The sequence below is a fragment of the Arthrobacter zhaoguopingii genome, from assembly GCF_009828605.1.
In the GTDB taxonomy this organism is placed as follows: Bacteria; Actinomycetota; Actinomycetes; order Actinomycetales; family Micrococcaceae; genus Arthrobacter_D; species Arthrobacter_D zhaoguopingii.
Genome location: NZ_WIAE01000004.1, coordinates 135465 through 153520, shown reverse-complemented (window position 1 = coordinate 153520; position 18056 = coordinate 135465). Strand labels below are relative to the sequence as shown.

14 protein-coding genes are annotated in these 18056 nt (G+C 66.9%); 6 read left to right on the top strand and 8 right to left on the bottom strand.

Annotation, left to right across the window (positions count from 1 at the left end; translation table 11 throughout):
- Together GVV77_RS06910 and GVV77_RS06905 are read right to left on the bottom strand one after the other, a co-directional pair.
- Positions 1 to 1443 carry a phytoene desaturase family protein gene (locus tag GVV77_RS06910; RefSeq protein ID WP_159617406.1) on the bottom strand — a complete coding sequence of 481 codons (1443 nt, stop codon included), beginning with the start codon at positions 1441 to 1443 and terminating at the stop codon, positions 1 to 3.
- Positions 1444 to 1458: 15 nt separating this feature from the next.
- Entirely contained in the window at positions 1459 to 2604 is a 1146-nt protein-coding gene (locus GVV77_RS06905) for a lipid II:glycine glycyltransferase FemX (protein ID WP_159617405.1), read from the bottom strand.
- A gap of 280 nt (positions 2605 to 2884) precedes the next feature.
- Here GVV77_RS06905 and GVV77_RS06900 point away from each other — a divergent pair, with 280 nt between their 5' ends.
- Positions 2885 to 3970 (top strand): inositol-3-phosphate synthase, encoded by a 1086-nt coding sequence (locus GVV77_RS06900; protein WP_159617404.1) that lies wholly within the window; start codon positions 2885 to 2887, stop codon positions 3968 to 3970.
- Between the two features lie 171 nt (positions 3971 to 4141).
- Here the strand turns inward: GVV77_RS06900 and GVV77_RS06895 are convergent, their stop codons facing one another.
- The 6 genes from GVV77_RS06895 to GVV77_RS06870 all read right to left on the bottom strand — a co-directional run bounded on the left by GVV77_RS06895 (position 4142) and on the right by GVV77_RS06870 (position 10751).
- Positions 4142 to 5809, bottom strand: a complete 1668-nt coding sequence (locus GVV77_RS06895; RefSeq protein ID WP_159617403.1) for a formate--tetrahydrofolate ligase — start codon at positions 5807 to 5809, stop codon at positions 4142 to 4144.
- A 12-nt stretch (positions 5810 to 5821) separates the two neighbouring features.
- Complete coding sequence (locus GVV77_RS06890) at positions 5822 to 6604, bottom strand: phosphatase (RefSeq protein ID WP_159617402.1); 783 nt, start codon at positions 6602 to 6604, stop codon at positions 5822 to 5824.
- A gap of 23 nt (positions 6605 to 6627) precedes the next feature.
- Entirely contained in the window at positions 6628 to 7875 is a 1248-nt protein-coding gene (mshA, locus tag GVV77_RS06885) for a D-inositol-3-phosphate glycosyltransferase (protein WP_159617401.1), read from the bottom strand.
- A 96-nt stretch (positions 7876 to 7971) separates the two neighbouring features.
- On the bottom strand, positions 7972 to 8238 hold the full coding sequence (locus tag GVV77_RS06880) for a hypothetical protein (RefSeq protein ID WP_159617400.1): 267 nt from the start codon (positions 8236 to 8238) through the stop codon (positions 7972 to 7974).
- 423 nt (positions 8239 to 8661) lie between these two features.
- Positions 8662 to 9312, bottom strand: coding sequence for a histidine phosphatase family protein (locus tag GVV77_RS06875; RefSeq protein ID WP_159617399.1), 651 nt, complete (start codon positions 9310 to 9312; stop codon positions 8662 to 8664).
- A complete protein-coding gene (locus GVV77_RS06870) occupies positions 9309 to 10751 on the bottom strand; it encodes a CCA tRNA nucleotidyltransferase (RefSeq protein WP_159617398.1) in 1443 nt (480 codons plus the stop codon). The genes GVV77_RS06875 and GVV77_RS06870 overlap by 4 nt, the downstream gene beginning before the upstream one ends.
- A 149-nt stretch (positions 10752 to 10900) precedes the next feature.
- Between GVV77_RS06870 and GVV77_RS06865 the strand changes: the two genes are divergently transcribed.
- From GVV77_RS06865 to trxA, 5 genes are all read left to right on the top strand, one after another.
- Positions 10901 to 11431: an NUDIX hydrolase gene (locus GVV77_RS06865; protein WP_120165932.1), complete on the top strand. Its 531-nt coding sequence runs from the start codon at positions 10901 to 10903 to the stop codon at positions 11429 to 11431.
- A gap of 34 nt (positions 11432 to 11465) precedes the next feature.
- A complete protein-coding gene (gene murJ, locus GVV77_RS06860) occupies positions 11466 to 13241 on the top strand; it encodes a murein biosynthesis integral membrane protein MurJ (protein WP_159617397.1) in 1776 nt (591 codons plus the stop codon).
- A gap of 83 nt (positions 13242 to 13324) precedes the next feature.
- Entirely contained in the window at positions 13325 to 14884 is a 1560-nt protein-coding gene (locus GVV77_RS06855; RefSeq protein ID WP_159617396.1) for an ABC transporter substrate-binding protein, read from the top strand.
- Positions 14885 to 15033: 149 nt separating this feature from the next.
- Entirely contained in the window at positions 15034 to 16080 is a 1047-nt protein-coding gene (gene trxB / locus GVV77_RS06850) for a thioredoxin-disulfide reductase (RefSeq protein ID WP_159617395.1), read from the top strand.
- A 19-nt stretch (positions 16081 to 16099) separates the two neighbouring features.
- Positions 16100 to 16426: a thioredoxin gene (gene trxA, locus GVV77_RS06845; protein WP_159617394.1), complete on the top strand. Its 327-nt coding sequence runs from the start codon at positions 16100 to 16102 to the stop codon at positions 16424 to 16426.
- Positions 16427 to 18056 lie beyond the last annotated feature (1630 nt).

Genomic DNA, 18056 nt, shown 5'->3' with positions numbered 1-18056 from the left:
TCAGCCGATCCCGAGTTCGGGCATCCCCAGCCCAAACTCGCGCCGTAAGGCAAGCTTCGCGGCATGGAATCCTGCCATGCCGTGGACGCCGGGCCCGGGCGGGGCCGACTGGGAGCAGAGGTAGACCCCCTTCAGCGGGGTTGCCCACGGGTGGGCCGCCAGCACCGGGCGGGCGATCATCTGGCGCAGGTCGACGGCGCCCGAGCCGAAGTCGCCGCCGACATAGTTTTCGTTGTACTCCCCGAGCTGGGCGGCCGTGGAGGAGTGCGAGTCCACAATCAGGTCGCGGAACCCGGGGGCAAAGCGTTCGATCTGGGCGGTGATGGCTTCGGTCATGTCGGTCGTGGAGCCGCGGGGCACGTGGCAGTAGGTCCAGAGGGTATGCCGGCCGCCCGGCGCCCGGGTCGGGTCGAACAGGGACGGCTGGGAGACAAGGACGTAGGGGCGCTCCGGGTGGCGTCCTGCGTTGACGTCCGCCTCGGCCGCCGCCACCTCAGCGCGGGTTCCACCGAGGTGAACCGTGCCGGCCCGGGCCACCTCGGAGTTGGTCCAAGGCACGGGGCCGGAGAGCAGGAAGTCGACCTTGCAGGCGGCGTTGCCGAAGCGGAACCTGCTCAGCGCCCGCGCGTACCCTCCCGGAAGCCGTCCCCGCGCCATCTCCACCAGTGCGGGCGGGGCAACGTCCAGCAGGACAGCCCGGGCACCGCTGAGCTCCGCGAGGGACCGCACCCTGGAGCCGGTGAGGATCTCGCCGCCGTGGTCCTCGATGTCCCGGGCCATGGCGTCGGCAATCGCCTGTGAACCGCCGACGGGGATGGCCCACCCGCCAGCGTGCGCAAGCAGCCCGAGGACCATTCCGGCTCCGGCGGCCGTAAGCGAGGGAAGCGGTCCGACGGGGTGCGCCATGACCCCGGTCAGCATCGCCGGGGCCTCCTCTCCCCGGAACCTCCGGTTCCAGGCCGGCGAGCCCTGGTCGAGTACGGCCGCCGCGAGCCGTGCCGCTGCCAGCGGGTTCTTCGGAACGCGCAGCAGGTGGTTCAGGGTCAGCGCGAGGATGCCGTCCCGGGAATCGATAAGGGGCTGCATCAGCCGCCGGTACGCCCGGCCGTCAGCGCCCAGCTCGGCCACGGTCCGATCCAGGCTGCGGTAAGCGATTCCCGCCCTTCCGTTATCGAGCGGGTGGGCGTAGGACACCTCCGGGATGGCGAACCCGACGCGGCGGTTCAGTTCGAAGGAGGTGAAGAACTCCGAGGCAAGCGCCATGGGGTGGACCGCCGAGCAGACGTCATGCACGCTCCCCTCCTCCATCAGCGGGAGGGTGCGCGATCCGCCTCCGATGGTCGCCGCTGATTCGTGCACGCGTACGCTCAGCCCGGCCCGGGCCAGCACGACGCCCGCTGCGAGCCCGTTGGGGCCCGAACCGACAACCTCGACGTCAACCATCGGTTCTCGCTTTCCTCAGGCGGGAGGGGCGTCAGTGCCGGGCCGGGCGTCAGTGCCGGGCTGCGCGGGCGCGACGGTGGCCGGCCTGGACCTGGTGGCGAGGGTGCCGCGCGCAGCAACCAGCGCCCTCCGCGCGGCCCGCACCTGTCCCGGCAGGCTCCGCCGGGCGTTGAGGGCCGCGGCGAGCGTCCGGTACTGCAGCGGCCTCAGGGGGAGGTCATACGTTGTGGGCACCACGACGACATTCTTGGAGAAGTTCCGCTTGAAGGTGGTGACATTGGCGAGCTGCGGGTAGTTCTCGCTGACGATGCCCGTCAGGGCGCAGGTGCGGTTGCCCGCGGCCTTGAGTTCCCGGAAGGCTTCCCAGAGCAGGAGGTAGGGGGCGAAGATCTTGCGCGCCTGCTGCGTGCTGCCGGCGAAGTAGTAAACGGCGGCACCCCGGTACTCGCTGGTGATGAGCCAGCTCACCGGCTTTCCGTCGAGGTAGGCGACAAGCAGACGGAGGTAGTCCCCCAGCTCGGTCAGGAGTGTCTCGTAGTAGCCGGACGCGAAACTTTCGAACCCGTCGCGTTCGGCGGTCTCCCTCATGATCGGGAAAAGGTCCTGCCGGAAAGTCTCACTCCATAGCTCGCGAGGAATACTTCGAACCTCTACCCCGGATTTCTGGGCACGGCGGATGCTGTTGCGGGCGTTGGGCTTGAAGCTCCGGAACAGGTCCTTCTCCTCCGGCGTGAGATCGACAACAATCTCCCGCTCGAACCAGCCGTGCTCCAGGGGGCCCTCCGCCGGCGGCTGCGGCGTGGATACCTGCATCCGTATATACAGCGGATCGACCCCCCGATCCGCCGCGAACTGCGAAAGAACAGTGGTCATCAGGGTGCGTTCGGCGGCCGGCGTCCGTTCCGCGAACCATACGGGCCCGTTGACCACCACGAGGGAGGTCCTCAGGCGCCGCTGGATGAGGAGGTAGCTGGCAACGGCAACGGGTGTTTCGCCGTCGTAGTAGGCCCAGATCCCGTAGGGGCGGCGGCCCAGGGCGGTTTCGAACCCGGCCCAGTCCGGGGTCTGCTCAAGCGGAACGACCACGTCGGGGTGCCCGCCGGCGAGCCGGTCGAAGTCCTCCGGGCCAAGTTTTTCGTATCGGAATGAAGCTGCGCTCACGTGGGTTCTTTCGCTGGGAATCCGTGCTCGCCCCAGCCTACCCGAGGCGTCAGCGGCATAGACGGGGCCCGCCCTGGAGCCTCCTGGGCAGGCTGCGGCGGTGGCCATCGACCCAGCCGCCGCCCGCCGGAGCCGTGCCCGGTGAACGGGGAGGCTGCAAGGTTGATAGAGTCCAACCGGCATACGTCCAAATGGACGTAGACTGGACATTCTCTGCCCGACCCTCCATTACGGGGCTGAACGGGCCAATTACACTTCAGCGGGCTTTTTGAGGAGAACTGTGGGAACTAACCCCATCCGGGTGGCAATCATCGGCGTCGGTAACTGTGCCGCGTCCCTTGTACAGGGCGTTCACTACTACCGGGACGCTGATCCGTCGGCCAAGGTCCCCGGGCTGATGCACGTCAAGTTCGGCGACTACCACGTCAGCGACGTGCAGTTCGTCGCGGCCTTCGACGTCGACGGAAAGAAGGTCGGCCACGATCTCGCCGAAGCGATCGGTGCCAGCGAGAACAACACCATCAAGATCGCCGACGTCCCCCCGACCGGCGTGATCGTGCAGCGCGGCCACACCCTCGACGGCCTGGGCAAGTACTACCGCGAAACCATCGTGGAATCCGATGAGGAACCGGTCGACATTGTTGGCCAACTCAAGGCCACCAAGGCCGACGTCCTCGTCTGCTACCTCCCGGTGGGCTCGGAGCACGCCGCGAAGTACTACGCGCAGTGCGCCATCGACGCAGGCGTGGCCTTCGTCAACGCCCTGCCCGTCTTCATCGCGGGGACCAAGGAATGGGCGGACAAGTTCACCGCCGCTGGCGTGCCGATCGTCGGCGACGACATCAAGAGCCAGATCGGTGCGACGATCACGCACCGCGTCATGGCGAAGCTCTTCGAAGACCGCGGCGTCACCCTGGACCGCACGTACCAGCTGAACGTCGGCGGCAACATGGACTTCAAGAACATGCTCGAGCGCGACCGCCTGGAGTCCAAGAAGATCTCCAAGACCCAGGCCGTCACCTCGAACGTGAAGGCCGAACTCCACGCCGACGACGTGCACATCGGCCCCTCGGACTATGTGGCCTGGCTCGACGACCGGAAGTGGGCGTTCGTCCGCCTCGAGGGCCGCAACTTCGGTGACGCCCCGGTGTCACTCGAGTACAAGCTCGAGGTGTGGGATTCCCCCAACTCCGCCGGTGTCATCATCGACGCCATCCGGGCGGCGAAGATCGCCCTCGACCGGGGAATCGGCGGACCGATCCTGTCGGCGTCGAGCTATTTCATGAAGTCCCCGCCGGAGCAGTACGCGGATGACATCGCCCACGAGAAGGTCGAGGCCTTCATCCGCGGCGACATCGAGCGTTAGGCTCCGCCCCAAGGCAGGTCCCGGCCGTCTTCCTGGTTCAGGCAGGCGGCCGGACCGTTTAAGGTTCGGCCGGAGGATGCCCGGCGGGTCCGCTTCCGCCCCCTGAGCGCGGCCGACCGCCGGGCGGGTCCGGGTAGGCCCGCCGATCGGGTCCGGTCGGCGGGCAGGGGCTTAGAAGAGCCCGACCGCGTTGCCGTCGGCGTCGACGTCCATTCCGAGGGCTCCGGGAACCTTCGGCAGCCCCGGCATGGTCATGATCGCTCCGGTGAGGGCGATGATGAAGCCGGCGCCGGTCCTTGGGATGAGGTCCCGGACGTGCACCGTGAACCCGCTGGGTGCGCCGAGCCTGGTTGCGTCGTCGGAGAACGAGTACTGGGTCTTGGCCATGCATACCGGCAGTCCGCCCCAGCCGTTCGCCTCGATCTCGGCGAGCCGGCGCAGCGCGGGCACCGAGAAGTCGACATTGTCGGCCCCGTAAACCTCCTGCACGATGGTCCGGATCTTCTCCTCCACCGGCTGATCCAGCGGGTACAGGTGGCGGAAGTCCGTCGGGCGGTCGAGGGCGGCCAGGACGGCCGCGGCCAGATCGTCTCCCCCGGGTCCGCCGCCGCCCTGGCCCCACACATCGGCGACGGCGGCGGCGATCCCCTGCGAGGCGCACCAGCCCAGCAGCCAGTCGAGCTCGGCGTCGCTGTCGGTGGCGAAGCGGTTGATCGCCACGACCGGGGAATAGCCGAACTTTTCGACATTGCGTACATGCCGCAGCAGGTTGGCGGTGCCGGCCTCGAGCGCCGCGGCATCCGGCCCAGCCAGGTCCGCCTTGTCCACGCCGCCGTGCATCTTCAATGCGCGGATGGTGGCCACGATCACGACGGCGTCGGGTGCGACGTCGGCCGCGCGGGCCTTGATGTCGAGGAACTTTTCGGCGCCCAGGTCGGCCCCGAAACCGGCCTCGGTGACGACGATGTCGGCCAGGCGCCGGGCGGTCTGGGTGGCGACCACGGAGTTGCAGCCGTGGGCGATATTGGCGAACGGCCCGCCGTGCACCAGGGCGGGGGTCCCGGCGATCGTCTGGACGAGGTTCGGCTTGAAGGCGTCCTTCAGCAGCAGGGTCAGCGCCCCCTCGACCCCCAGCTGGGCGACGGTGAGCGGCTTGCGGTCGTAGGAGTAGCCGAAGGTGATGCGTGAGAGCCGCTCCCGCAGGTCGGCGAGGTCGGTGGCCAGGCAGAACACCGCCATGATCTCGGAGGCGGCCGTGATGTCGAAGCCGTCCTGGCGGGGTGTGCCTTCCGCCGGACCGCCGAGGCCCACCACCACGCTGCGCAGGGACCGGTCGTTCATATCGAGGACCCTCCGGAAGGTGACCCGCCGCGGGTCGATGTTCAGCGGGTTGCCCTGATGGATTGAGTTGTCCACGAGCGCCGCGAGCGCGTTGTTCGCCGACGTGATGGCGTGGAAGTCCCCGGTGAAGTGGAGGTTGATCTCGTCCATGGGCAGCACCTGGGAGTATCCGCCGCCGGCGGCGCCTCCCTTCATCCCAAGCACCGGGCCGAGGGAAGGCTCCCGCAGGGCGATCATCACGTGCTGACCGGCCCGGGCGAGGGAGTCGGCGAGCCCCACGGTGCAGGTCGACTTCCCCTCGCCGGCGGGGGTTGGGCTCATGGCGCTCACCAGCACGACCCGACCGGGGCGCCCGGGCCGATCCGCGAGGCGGGTGGGATCGATCTTCGCCTTATACCGGCCGTAGGGCTCCAGGGCGTCCCGCGGGACCCCCGCCGCATCGGCAATGTCCTCGATGGGTCGGATCGCCGCGCGGCGCGCAATCTCCAGGTCGCTCATGGGGCCAACCTATCAGCGCAGTGCCGGCGCTCCGGCAAGCCCTGACCGCTCCAGAACATATTCCGTCAGCGGCACGTACAGGACGGGCGGCACATTGTCGTCGAGTGGAACGGCCACCTCGAGCTGGCCTTCGGCTTCGGACACGAAGAGGCCGGGGTCATTGCAGTCGGCGAATCCGAGTGCCGGCACGCCGGCGGCCGCGGCTTCTCCGGCCCAGCCGTGGTCGGCGACCACGAGCTCAGGCCCCGGCCTGCCGGCGGCGGCGAGGGACTCGAGCACGAGGCGCATCGGCTGCGGGTAGTGGGTGTGCATCAGGTTCCCGTGCTGGTGCCAGGCCAGGACCCCCTGGACCTGGCGGACGTCCCCCTCCCGGAACCGGATCCCGTGCGGTATCTCCATCACCTCGGCGCCGGCCTGTGCGGCCGCGGATGCGAGAGCCGCGTGGACCGGAAGGAGACCCCCGGGATGGCCAGTGGCGAAGAGGATGCGTTCCCCGGCCCGGACGGAGCGGCCCAGCCGGTCCGCTAACCGGTCGAGTGCGGCCACGCACTTGGCGGCGTCGATGGTGTCCTGGCCGGTGGTATGGGACGGGTCGGCGCTGGTGCCGACCTTCTCGTGCATCAGGGTGAAGACCTCGTCGAAGGTCCAGGGGTGCGTGGTGCGCACGCCGAACTCGAGGTGCTCATTCCCGTCGAGGAATCGGCGCATGTGTTCAAGGTTGTTCTCCCGCGGGGTGGCCACCTCCCCGGTGATGCGGACTGAATCGAGGTAGCTGGCAAGTTCTTCGCGGTTCACCGTCCTATCCTAGGGCGGTCGGATCACCGCGCCGCAACGGAGGAGAATCGCTCCACGGCGGTGCGGTAGCTCTGGGCCGTCAGCAGAGCGGTGCGCTGCCAGCCGAAGGCAAGCGCATGCACGGCGGCACCGCGCCCGAGCGCCTCCCGGTAGCCGGTGTCGTCGAACAGTCTCTCCAGGGCGGCGGCCCACCCCCCGGCGGAGTGGCCCTCGACGAGCAGGCCCGTCCGTCCGTCGCTCACGGCCTGGGGCAGCCCGCCCACGTTGGCGGCGAGGACCGGCGTTCCGCAGGCCTGCGCCTCGAGCGCCACAAGTCCGAAGGATTCGCTGAAGGAGGGCATGACGACGACGTCGGCCGCACGGAACCAGTGGGCGAGCTGGGCGGCCTTGACCGGTGGGTACAGCCGCACTATGTCATGGAGCCCGGCGTCATCGATCAGCGGCTGCAGCTTCAGGGCGTCCGAGCCGCTGCGGGAGCCGAGGATGCTGACGGTCAGGGGGATGTCGGGTCGGCGCTCCACGAGCTCGCGCACCGCGGCCACAAGCACCTGCGGTCCCTTGAGCTTCTGGATTCGTCCCGCGAACACCACATGGAAGGAACGCTCGGGGAACTGCAGCAGGGACCGGGAGGCCTCACGCGAGCCGGGATTGAAGGTTTGGAGGTCGACACCGGGGGCCACCACATCGATCCTCTCGGCGTGCGCCCCGTAGAGAGATTCAAGCTCCGAGGCCTCCGTCGAGGTGTTCGCGATCAGGCGTGCGGCGCCCGAGACGACGGCCTGCTCGCCACTGACCCGCACCGGCGGTTCCGCCGTGCCGAGGTTCTTCATCCTCAGGTTCTTGACCTTCGCCATGGTGTGCATTGAGTGGACGAGGGGCAGTTTCAGCCTGCGGGCGACGGTCAGGCCCACCGTTCCGGACACCCAGTAGTGGGAGTGAAGCACGTCGACTCCGCCGCCGGCCAGGGCGCCTGCGACTTCGGTCAGGGCCGCCGTGAAGCTCCCGGTCAGCTGGGGAAGGGCTTCCTTCGGAATGCGGTGGGGCGGACCGGCGGCCAGGTGATGCACCCGGACGCCGTCCGCCATCTCTTCCCAGGAGGGCCGCTCCTCGCCCGCCCTCCGGGTGAAGATGTCGACTTCGACACCCACCCGCGCCAGCTCCAGCGCCACGGAACGCACGTAGACGTTCATGCCGCCGGCGTCACCGGCTCCCGGCTGTTCAAGGGGGGAGGTATGGAGGGACAACATCGCCACACGTCTCACGGGGGGCATCGTTCCTCCTCTCCCCATGGTCCGCTTGCGACTAGCGTCTTGAACGATACAACGCCGCGGGGCGCCTCCACATTCCTCCGGCCGGGAGGCCGGTGCTCACCGGATGTTCAGCAAGTGCTGGGGCAGGAGGAAGCGGTCCGCACTGTCGCGTGCGGATCCGGCTTCGGGGCCCTGGATCCGCTGCCAGCGGGCGAAATTCCGCCGGAGCGCCCTCAGCGTACGCTTCACCTTCCGCTTCCGATGGAAGCCCGGCATGACCGTCGAGTCCTGTCCACCGTGGGAGATGCGGCTGACCGCATCGGATGGCACAGCGGGAAGGACGGTGAATGACCCGGACATAATGAATTGTCCGGCTTTGGGCATTTCTACATTCGAGGGTAATTGGTCATAAAGGGATTGGGACTTGGACACGGTTATCCTTCGACAAGGGAAATTAAAGGGATAGCACTGGTATTCCGCAGCGCGAGAAAACCCGTGAGGGGCAGCGTCAAGAAGGCTGCCGTTCAGATGGGTCGGGCTGCCCCGGAAGGGGGCCGCGCAGGCGCAGGGGCCGCTAGTGGCCGCGGATGACGAAGGTCGGATTGGGTCCGCGGGTCAGAAGGCCGCTCGACATGTTATTCACAATCCCTACCTCCTGTCCGAAAGATAACTAATAGAACCGTTGGCACTGGTCCTCTCTGGGAATGTCCTCGAGGATCAGTGGCTCAACAGTCAATCTACCCCATGCCGAGGCGCCGGCATAGGGTTCGAACTAATTAATTCAAAAATTTCTTGGTTTATTTCACCCTAGAGATTCCACTGAATGATGGCCGGGGTGTGCTTATCCCAGCCCAGGGAGCAGACAGCCGCCGTGCCCAGAACGAACCGCCGTCCCTCCACGGGAGCGAACTCCAGCCAGCGGGCAGCCACCACGCGGAGGAAATGTCCGTGTGCCACCAGCAGGGCGTTCTGCACCGGCGAAGCATCGGGGTCCTGGTCCGCCGGGGTGTGGCAGCCGGCCTGGACGCGCGAGATGATGCGGTCGGCCCGCGCGGCAACCTGCTCGAGGGTCTCTCCGTTGGGGGCGCCGTCCTTCCAGATCAGGTAGTCGGGGTTCTCCCGGCGCACCTGGGCGCTGTTGCGGCCCTCGTTGTCCCCGTAATCCCATTCGTGGGCGTGCGGAACGATCTCGGGTCTGGGGAATCCGGCCAGCTCGGCGGTCCGGACGGCGCGCTGGAGCGGTGAGCTCATCACCAGGTCGAAGTCAATGCCGGCGAGGTGCCGCTTCGCCTCAAGCGCCTGCTCCTCGCCGAAGGGCGTCAGGGGCAGGTCGGTGAGCCCCGTGTAGTTTCCGTCCCGGGACCACTCGGTCTCGCCGTGGCGGAGCAGCCACAGCCGCGGCAGCGGGGTGCCTGCGGGGGTTGGATCGGGCTGGGCTGCCCCTGAGAGCGGACTCATAGTATCTCCTTTGATTCAGGTTGGTGCGACCACCAGCTGCGGAGCCGCGCCTCGGCGGTTGCCGGGTCCAACGGTCCGTGTTCCATGCGCTCCTCGAGTAGATAGCGGTAAGCGCGCCCCACCACAGGGCCGGGTGCGATCCCGAGGAGGGCCATGATCTGCGCGCCGTCCAGGTCGGGGCGGATCATGGCGAGTTCTTCCTGTGCGGCCAGAGCGGAGATGCGGGCCTCAAGGTCGTCGTAGGCAAAGGCAAGCCGTTCCACCTGGCGCCGGTTGCGCGTTGTCACATCCGAGCGGACCAGCCGGTGGAGCCGTTCCAGCAGCGGCCCCGCGTCGGTCACATAACGGCGCACGGCCGAATCGGTCCAGCCGGCCTCACCATAGCCGTAGAACCGCATGTGCAGTTCCACGAGGCGGGACACGGCCTTGATGGTGTCGTTGTCGAAGCGCAGCGCGCGCATTCGGCGGGCGGCCAGCTTCGCGCCCACCGCGTCGTGGTGGCGGAAGCTGACGGCGTTTCCGGGCCCAAACTTCCGGGTGGCCGGCTTCCCGATGTCATGGAGCAGCGCAGCGAAGCGCAGCACGAAGTCGGGTCCCGGAACGGGGCCGGCGGTGTCGGTCTCCGATGCGCAGGCCTGCTCGAGGACGGTGAGGGAGTGCCGGTAGACGTCCTTGTGCCGGTGATGTTCGTCGATCTCAAGCCGCAGCGCGGACACCTCGGGAAGCACATGGTCGGCCAGTCCGGTCTCAACGAGGATGTCGATGCCCCGGCCGGGAGCGCGGCCGTTGATCAGCTTGATGAGTTCGTCCCGAATCCGTTCGGCCGAGATGATTCCGATCCGCTCCGCCATGGCCGTCATCGCCTCGGCCACCTCCGGGGCGACGCTGACTCCGAGCTGCGAGGCGAAGCGGGCCGCACGCATCATCCTCAGCGGATCGTCGGAGAATGACGACGACGGCGCGCCCGGGGTGCGAAGGACGCCGGCGTGCAGATCCTTCACCCCGCCGAAGGGGTCGACGAGCTCCATCGCGGGAAGGGTCAGGGCCATCGCGTTAATGGTGAAGTCGCGCCGGAGCAGGTCCTCCTCGAGGTTCGAGCCGAAGGCCACGGACGGATTCCTTGAACCCGGGTCATACGCGTCGGCGCGGTAGGTGGTGATTTCGATCTGGTGGGAGCCCCGGCGCAGTCCGATGGTGCCGAAGGCCCGTCCGATCTCCCAGTAGGCGTCCGCCCAGCCGCGGATCACGGCGAGGGTCTGGTCCGGATCGGCATTGGTCGTGAAGTCGAGGTCCGGGGAGCTCCGCCCCAGGAAAAGGTCGCGGACCGGTCCCCCGACCAGTGAAAGCTCGTAGCCGGCTTTGCTGAAGAGCTCTCCGAGCTCGGTGACGACCGGCGGGAGCGGCGTGGTCAGGGTCGATTTGTCCAACGGGTGCACCATAGTCCCTTAAGCGTGCCAGATCGGGGGCCAAATTCCATGTCGGGGCCTTCTGTCTCCCACGCTCCGGCCCGCCGGCGGCCCCATCCGTTCCGGCCCGTCCGGCCTGCCGCCGTCATTGCCTGCCGTTAAAGATCGTTAGAGTGGTCTGCATGGACCGACCCGTTCCAAGTGCACCTAAACGCACCCCGTTGACAGTGTCAATGGGAAGCCCGGGCACGCCTGCACCGCAGCACCAGCTGCCCACGGTGGAGGAGGTGTCTGCGGGCGGGATCGTTGTGGACACTACCAGCGGGACCCTGAATGTCGCGATTATCGCGCGCCTGAACCGCGGCGGCAGGCTGGAATGGTGCCTACCCAAGGGCCATCCCGAGAACCAGGAAGACAGCGAGCAGGCGGCGGTCCGCGAGATCGAGGAAGAGACCGGTATCCGCGGCGACATCGTCACCGCGCTGGGCAGCATCGACTACTGGTTCACTGTCAGCGGACACCGGGTGCACAAGACGGTTCACCACTTCCTCCTCGTCGCCACCGGCGGACACCTGACCATCGAGAACGATCCCGACCATGAGGCGGTCGACGTCGCGTGGGTGCCCCTTGACGAGCTGGGGCGGAAACTCTCGTTCCCCAACGAACGGCGCATCGCGGATCTGGCCCGCGAGGTCCTGCCCAATTACCTCTGACGCACCGCGTCACGCAAGGAGACGAACGTTCTCAATGTCCGAAAGCAACACAGCCTCGATCCCGGTGCAGGACACCGGCGTGCTGGCCGGGCCCACCCAGCGCCATTCTGACGGCGCGGCCGCGGGACGGGACGGCGCCGCCGCATCCGGCGGCAGCGGCACGGCAGAAGACACCACCGCCCGCTCCAGCGCCATCATGGCCGCCGGAACCCTTGTCTCGAGGTTTCTCGGCCTGATCCGCGTAGCACTGCTCGCCACGGCAATCGGCACTCTCGGCCAGGTCTCCGATCTGTTTCCCGCGGCCAACAATCTGCCGAACTTTATCTACCTGATGGTCGCCGGCGGCGTCTTCAACGCCGTCCTGGTCCCGCAGATCATCAAGGCAAGCCGCAAGGAGGACCGGGGTGCGGACTACATCAGCCGCCTCATCACCCTGGCGGTGTGCGGGCTGCTGGTGCTGACGGTCCTGGCGACGCTTGCGGCTCCGTTCATCGCGGACCTCGTGAGCAATGTCTCCGGTGCGCGCCTGGCCCTGGTGACCACCTTCGCCTACTGGTGCCTGCCGCAGATCTTCTTCTATGGCCTGTACGCCATCATCGGCCAGGTGCTCAACGCCAACGGCTCGTTCGGCCCCTACACCTGGGCCCCCGTGGTCAACAATGTCATCTCCATCGGCTTCCTCACTGCCTTCATCGTGGTCCTGGACCCGGAAAGCACCGCCGGGCACACCCCGGAGAACTGGACGCTCACCCACACCCTCCTGCTGGCCGGCGGCACCACCCTCGGTGTCGTCGTTCAGGCCCTTGTGCTGTTTCTCCCGCTGAGGAAGCTTGGCCTGGGTCTGAGCCCCCGGTTCGGGTGGCGGGGCGTCGGCTTCGGCCAGACCGGAAAGCTCGCGTCGGTCACCATCATTACGATGCTCGTCGGCAACGGCCTGTACCTGGTGAACCAGTGGGTCGCCACCATCGCCACCGAGGCCCGCGCCGACTACGCCAACCGCACACCACCCCAGCCGATTGCGGGTCTGGCGAACCTTGAGATCGGTTCGCTGGTCTATGTCCTTCCCCATTCGGTCATCGCCGTCTCCCTTGCCACAGTTCTGTTCAACCAGCTCGCAGCGGCGCACGCCGACAACAACCTCGCAGCGCTCAGGGACACCCTCTCGCGCGGGCTGCGCACGATCGGGGTGGCCACGGTGTTCGGAGCCGCGGCACTGCTCACCCTGGCCGTGCCGCTGGGAATGCTCTTCAGCGGTGGATCCCAGGCGAGCGGCGCCATCAATGCGGTGATCATCGCGCTCCTGGCCCTCGGCGCGCCGTTCCTGAGCGCCAACTTCTTCCTTAACCGGGTGTTTTACGCGCGGGAGGACGTCGTCACCCCGCTGAAGATCCAGCTGATCCTCTCGGTGCTGGGAGTCGCTCTCGCCCTCACCGCGGGTGCCTTCCGGCCGGACCTGATCGTGCCGATGCTCGCAGTGGGGTACTCGGTGGGCAATGTGGTGGCGGTGGCCGTAACCCACTTCTTCCTTCGGGGGACCATCGGGCATTACGGCGCCGGGCATATCTTCGACGTCCATGTCCGGCTCACCCTCGCCGGGATCGCCGCAGCGGTCGGCGGCTCGGCTCTTCTCTGGGTGGCGGGCGCATACCGGCCGGACGGATTCGTCTGGCAGTCCGTCCTGCACTCGACATCCGTCCTCATTGTCGGCGGTACGGTGATGGCCCTGATTTACCTCGCCGCGCTGAAGGCCCTGAAGGTCAGCGAGCTCAGCGAATTCCTTTCCCCGCTGCTCGCCCGGTTTAAGCGGTGAGGGAACTGACGCCGTAACCCGGGGAACAGGCGGTCGACCGGTAGCATGGGTAAAAATCAGCCAGCTTGCAGCGGGAGGAACACGTGCCAGAAGCAGTAGACGTCGGTTCAGTGCTAGGGGGCCGATACAAAGTCACCGCCTATGTGCTGGCTTCTGCTGACAAGGACCTTGTGCTCGATGGCGTGGACCAGGTCCTGAACCGCCCCGTCAGCATCCTTGTCGCTTCGCCCGCCAACGCCGGCCAGGTGGCCGCCAGTGCGCGCGAGGTGGCAACCGGTGAGCGTCCCGGATTGATCCAGGTCCTCGACCTGGGAATCACCGAGGGGGGTACCTATCTCGTCACCAACCGGGCCTCCGCTGCGGACCTGCTGGACCTGATCGTGCAGCAGGACGCACCGTACATCGAACCGTTCTTCACCGACACCCTTGGTTCGGAAATCTTTGGGGTGGCACGGTCCACCGAACCGGAGACCTACGATGAGGACCACTACGAGGAGAGGGAACACGCCGAACGCCGCTCACCATTTGCCAACCTGTCGAAGAAGTTCGGCCGGCCGGCGGCGGGAGCCGCCGCGGAGGATGCCCAGCCGGTGACCGCCGGTGGTGCAGGGACCGCCGGTGGTGCAGGGACCGCCGAACAGCGTGCCGTCGGTACCGAATCGACCCCGAAGGCGTCCCGTCCGGTTCCGCCCGCGCCGCCGATGCCACCCGCTGGGTCACCCGGACCTTCCCGCGGGTCGTCGGGCAGCGACTCCCGTCGGCAGGAGAATCCCAACCCGAAAGTGACCCGCCTGCCCAGTGAACCTGAGGCATCGAGCCCGGGCAGGACTGCCGGCGCCGCCCTCGGCGCCTCGGCCCTGGGAGCGTCGGCTGCTGCCGGGCGGCCGGAGCGGGCTCCTTCCCGCTTCCCGGCCTCTCCTCCTGCGGACGCCGACGAGCGGGATGAGTACGAGGACGACCGCCCCGAAGGCAACCGGAAGTTCACCCGCATCCTGGTGGGAGCGGTTCTGTCGCTGCTTTTGATCATTGCCGTGGTCCTCGCAGCGACCACCATCGGCGGGCTGTCCAACCCCACGGCCAATGAGGACCCCACGACCACCGGTGGGGAGACACAGGGAGCGGAAACCACCCCGCCTTCCGGAGCTGCCACCGAGTCCGCCGAGCCCGCCGCTGAAACGGTTCCCCCGGTCATCACCGGCGTGACACGGCTGGTTCCCAGCAACCAGAACCTCGACGCCCCGAACGATGCGAACCTACCCCTGACCGTGGACAATAACCCGGCGACTTTCTGGGGAAGCTATGTCTACGCGAATGACGTCTTCGGCGGACTGGCGCAGAGCCTCGCCCTCGTGGTTGAACTGGAAGAGGAATCGACAATCTCAGAGGTCAAGATTGACCAGCTGAACGGCACCGGCGGAAACTTCTCGGTGTTGCTCAACGACGCCCCCACCCTGGAGGGAGCGGAGCAGATCGCCCAGGGCGGGTTCACCGGGCCGTCCATCACTACGCCCGTTCCGGAAGGTGACGACGGACCGGCCACGGCGCGCTATGTGATCGTCAACTTCACCCAGCTGCCCCGGCTCTCGAACATTCAGGCGCAGTTCCCCTGGGGACTGCGTATCGCCGAGATCGGCGTTTCCTAGGAAGCGCGGTCGCTCCCTCGACACGGCGCCTCCTCCCGGACGCGCTCCTCGGAATAACCCGAGGACAGCCATGGTTGTGCTAGGGGTCCGCGGAGATCCATGCGCAGGCTACTGTAGCGTGCACCCAGATAGGAAGGTTCACCGTAAACGTGACAACTGAAACCCAGACCGCAGCAGGCGGCACGCCCGAAGGCGAGCAGAAAATCCACGATGTCATCATCGTGGGATCCGGACCTTCGGGATACACCGCCGCCGTCTACGCGGCAAGGGCGAACCTGAAGCCGCTCCTGATCGCGAGTTCCGTCAAGGCCGGTGGTGAACTGATGAACACCACCGATGTCGAGAACTACCCGGGATTCCCCGATGGAATCCTCGGCCCGGAGCTGATGGAGAACTTCGAGAAGCAGGCGGCGCGCTTCGGCACCGAAATCCTCTTTGAGGATGTTGTCTCCGTCGAGCTGACCGGTGAGGTCAAGAAGGTGACCATCGGGACGGGAGAGACCTTCGTGGCCCGCGCTGTGATCATCTCCACAGGCTCTGCCTACCGGGAGTTGGGCCTTGAGGATGAGAAGCGTCTTTCCGGGCACGGCGTGAGCTGGTGTGCCACGTGTGACGGCTTCTTCTTCGGCAATCAGGACATTGCGGTCATCGGCGGTGGTGACTCCGCCCTTGAGGAAGCTCTCTTCCTGACCAAGTTTGCCCGCTCCGTCACTGTCGTGCACCGTCGTGACACCCTTCGGGCATCGAAGATCATGCAGGACCGCGCGCTGGCCAACGAAAAGATCCGCTTCATCTGGAACTCCGAAGTTGTCGGCATCCGTGGAGAGAGCAAGGTGACCGGAATCCAGCTCAAGAGCACCGTCGAAGGATCGACCAGCGACCTGGACGTCACCGGCGTGTTCGTCGCCATCGGTAACGACCCGCGCATCGAGCTGGTCAAGGACCAACTGACTCTGACGCCGGAGGGCACCATCGCCGTCGTCGGCAGGACCTCGAAGACCTCCCTGCCCGGCGTCTTCGCTGCGGGCGATGTCATCGACCCCACCTACCGCCAGGCGATCACGGCCGCCGGCTCCGGAGCCGCGGCCGCCATTGATGTCGAGCACTACCTGGCCGACCTGGGCGACGCCGTGAAGACCGCGGCCGCAGTTCCCACGCCGCCGGCCGAAGCCGTGTCCGAGCAGGCTTTCGTCTAATCCACCAAGGGAGATACCAATGAGCACTACCAAAGATGTAAGCGAAGCGACCTTCGAGGCGGACGTCCTCCAGGCTCAGAAACCGGTAATGGTTGATTTCTGGGCGGAATGGTGCGGCCCCTGTCGTATGCTTTCGCCCATTCTCGATGCGATCGCCGGAGAGCACTCCGAGAAGATCGACGTCGTCAAGGTGAACGTCGACGACAACCCTGCCATCGCTGCGAAATACGGAATCACCTCGATTCCTGCGGTGTACGTCTTCAAGGACGGCGAAGTGGCGGCCAAGTCCATCGGCGCAAAGCCCAAGCAGGTTCTTGAGCAGGAATTCTCAGCCTTCATCAACTAGGGCTCAGCAGCCCCTCGCGGCTCACAAGGCCGGCCGCCTCTCGGGGCGGCCGGCCTTTCCTTTTCCCGAGAAGAGCTTCCGGGGACCACCTGTTGACGGGACGGGGACGCGCTCAGCGTTCCACCTCCTCGGTACCTATACCCGCAGCGGGGCGCGGTCCGCCCCTCCCGGATAGGCAACCGGCACGGGAGTCGAGCAGGGAACCCAGCAGGGCACCACGCATGGCACGGGAGGGCGCGGGTCGCCGCACGGCCGCACGCCAGCACCGGGCGCTCGAGGCCATCCGGCTCCCCGGCAGAGTTGGGGGCGCTGACCAGCCTGACTCACCGGCACGCGCGAGAGGCGCACCGGTCGCCCTAGGTCGGCCGGGGACCGCGGGTGGATCGTCGGCCTCCTGGCGCCCGGATGCAGCTGAAGAGCCCGTCCGCCCGTTCCCGCCGGGCATTGCGGGAGGAACGGCTCACCCGGGCTGGAGCGGATATCCCCGGGAGCCGGGCAACCCGTGCTTGTAAGGCTTCGCTGGGACGTTTCTCCGGAGGCCGGCATACGCCTCTGCCTACCAACTGCCGGCCCTCGCCGGACGAGGCGGACACCTGTTTCACGTGAAACCTCGTCTCTTGTAGTCCGCAGGTGTGGAGCTTACCCCCGCCCGGTCAGCCTACTTCGGTTGGTGAACCGTTCGGTGCGGCCCGGTCTCCACCGCGACTGCTAAGAGGGGGCGCGAACTGACCCCCCCGGGAGGTGTACCGAGGCCATGTCCCTGGCCAGGAGGACCAGCAATGCTGCCGAATTGTCACACCCTGGACTTGACCGCGGAACGCCACACCGGGAGCGCGCAGCGGGGACGGGGCGGATTTGCAAACCCGATGGCCACCGAATTCTCGCGCGAGGCGGGCACCGTTTCACGTGAAACACCCTCTCAACTGCCCGGGATGCCCCGGCCGATCAGTCAGCCAATCGCCGGACCTACCTCCGTCCGAGGATGTGACCATTCACCACGCGAGGATCTAGGGGTCGCGCGCCGCCAGTTCAACAATCCTACGATCTATGTGCCGACGGGTGCGGGAGTGCCTGAACAGTTTGGGGGGCACACGCGGCCATTTTCACCTCCACGGCTTAGGCGAGGAATCCACCCGACATGAGCCGTTTGGATTCAAGGCAGCCCTGGGAAGCCCGTTCGCTGGGGGCATCGTTCGCGCGCCGAGTGATCTGTGCAGACTCGGATTCGAACGGCTCAGCACACTCCGACCCACGTCGTTTCACGTGAAACCACTCCAACTGCGATGACGTTGCCCCCATTCGCACATTCCCCGGCTCGTGGGCCGCCTCCATCCACGGGGCCTACTAGTTGTAGAACGGGGGCCCCCAGGGCGCCAGCCGAATAGCCAGCCACGACTGCTCCTGGAGAGCCTGAAGTGCCGATGGGAGGTCCGAGGATGACGTGCAGGGGCCTTGTTGGGATCGACGGAAAGGGTCCGGAAAGCTTCTAAGGGACAAACCCGGCTCTCGACGTTCCACGTGAAACCGGGCGCTCACCCGTCGGTCCGTTCCTTCGGACCTAACCCACGAAAAGAGTAGGAGCGCTCCTCGCTCCACCTAGTCCTCTGTGTGCTGAGCGGTTTTACATAAA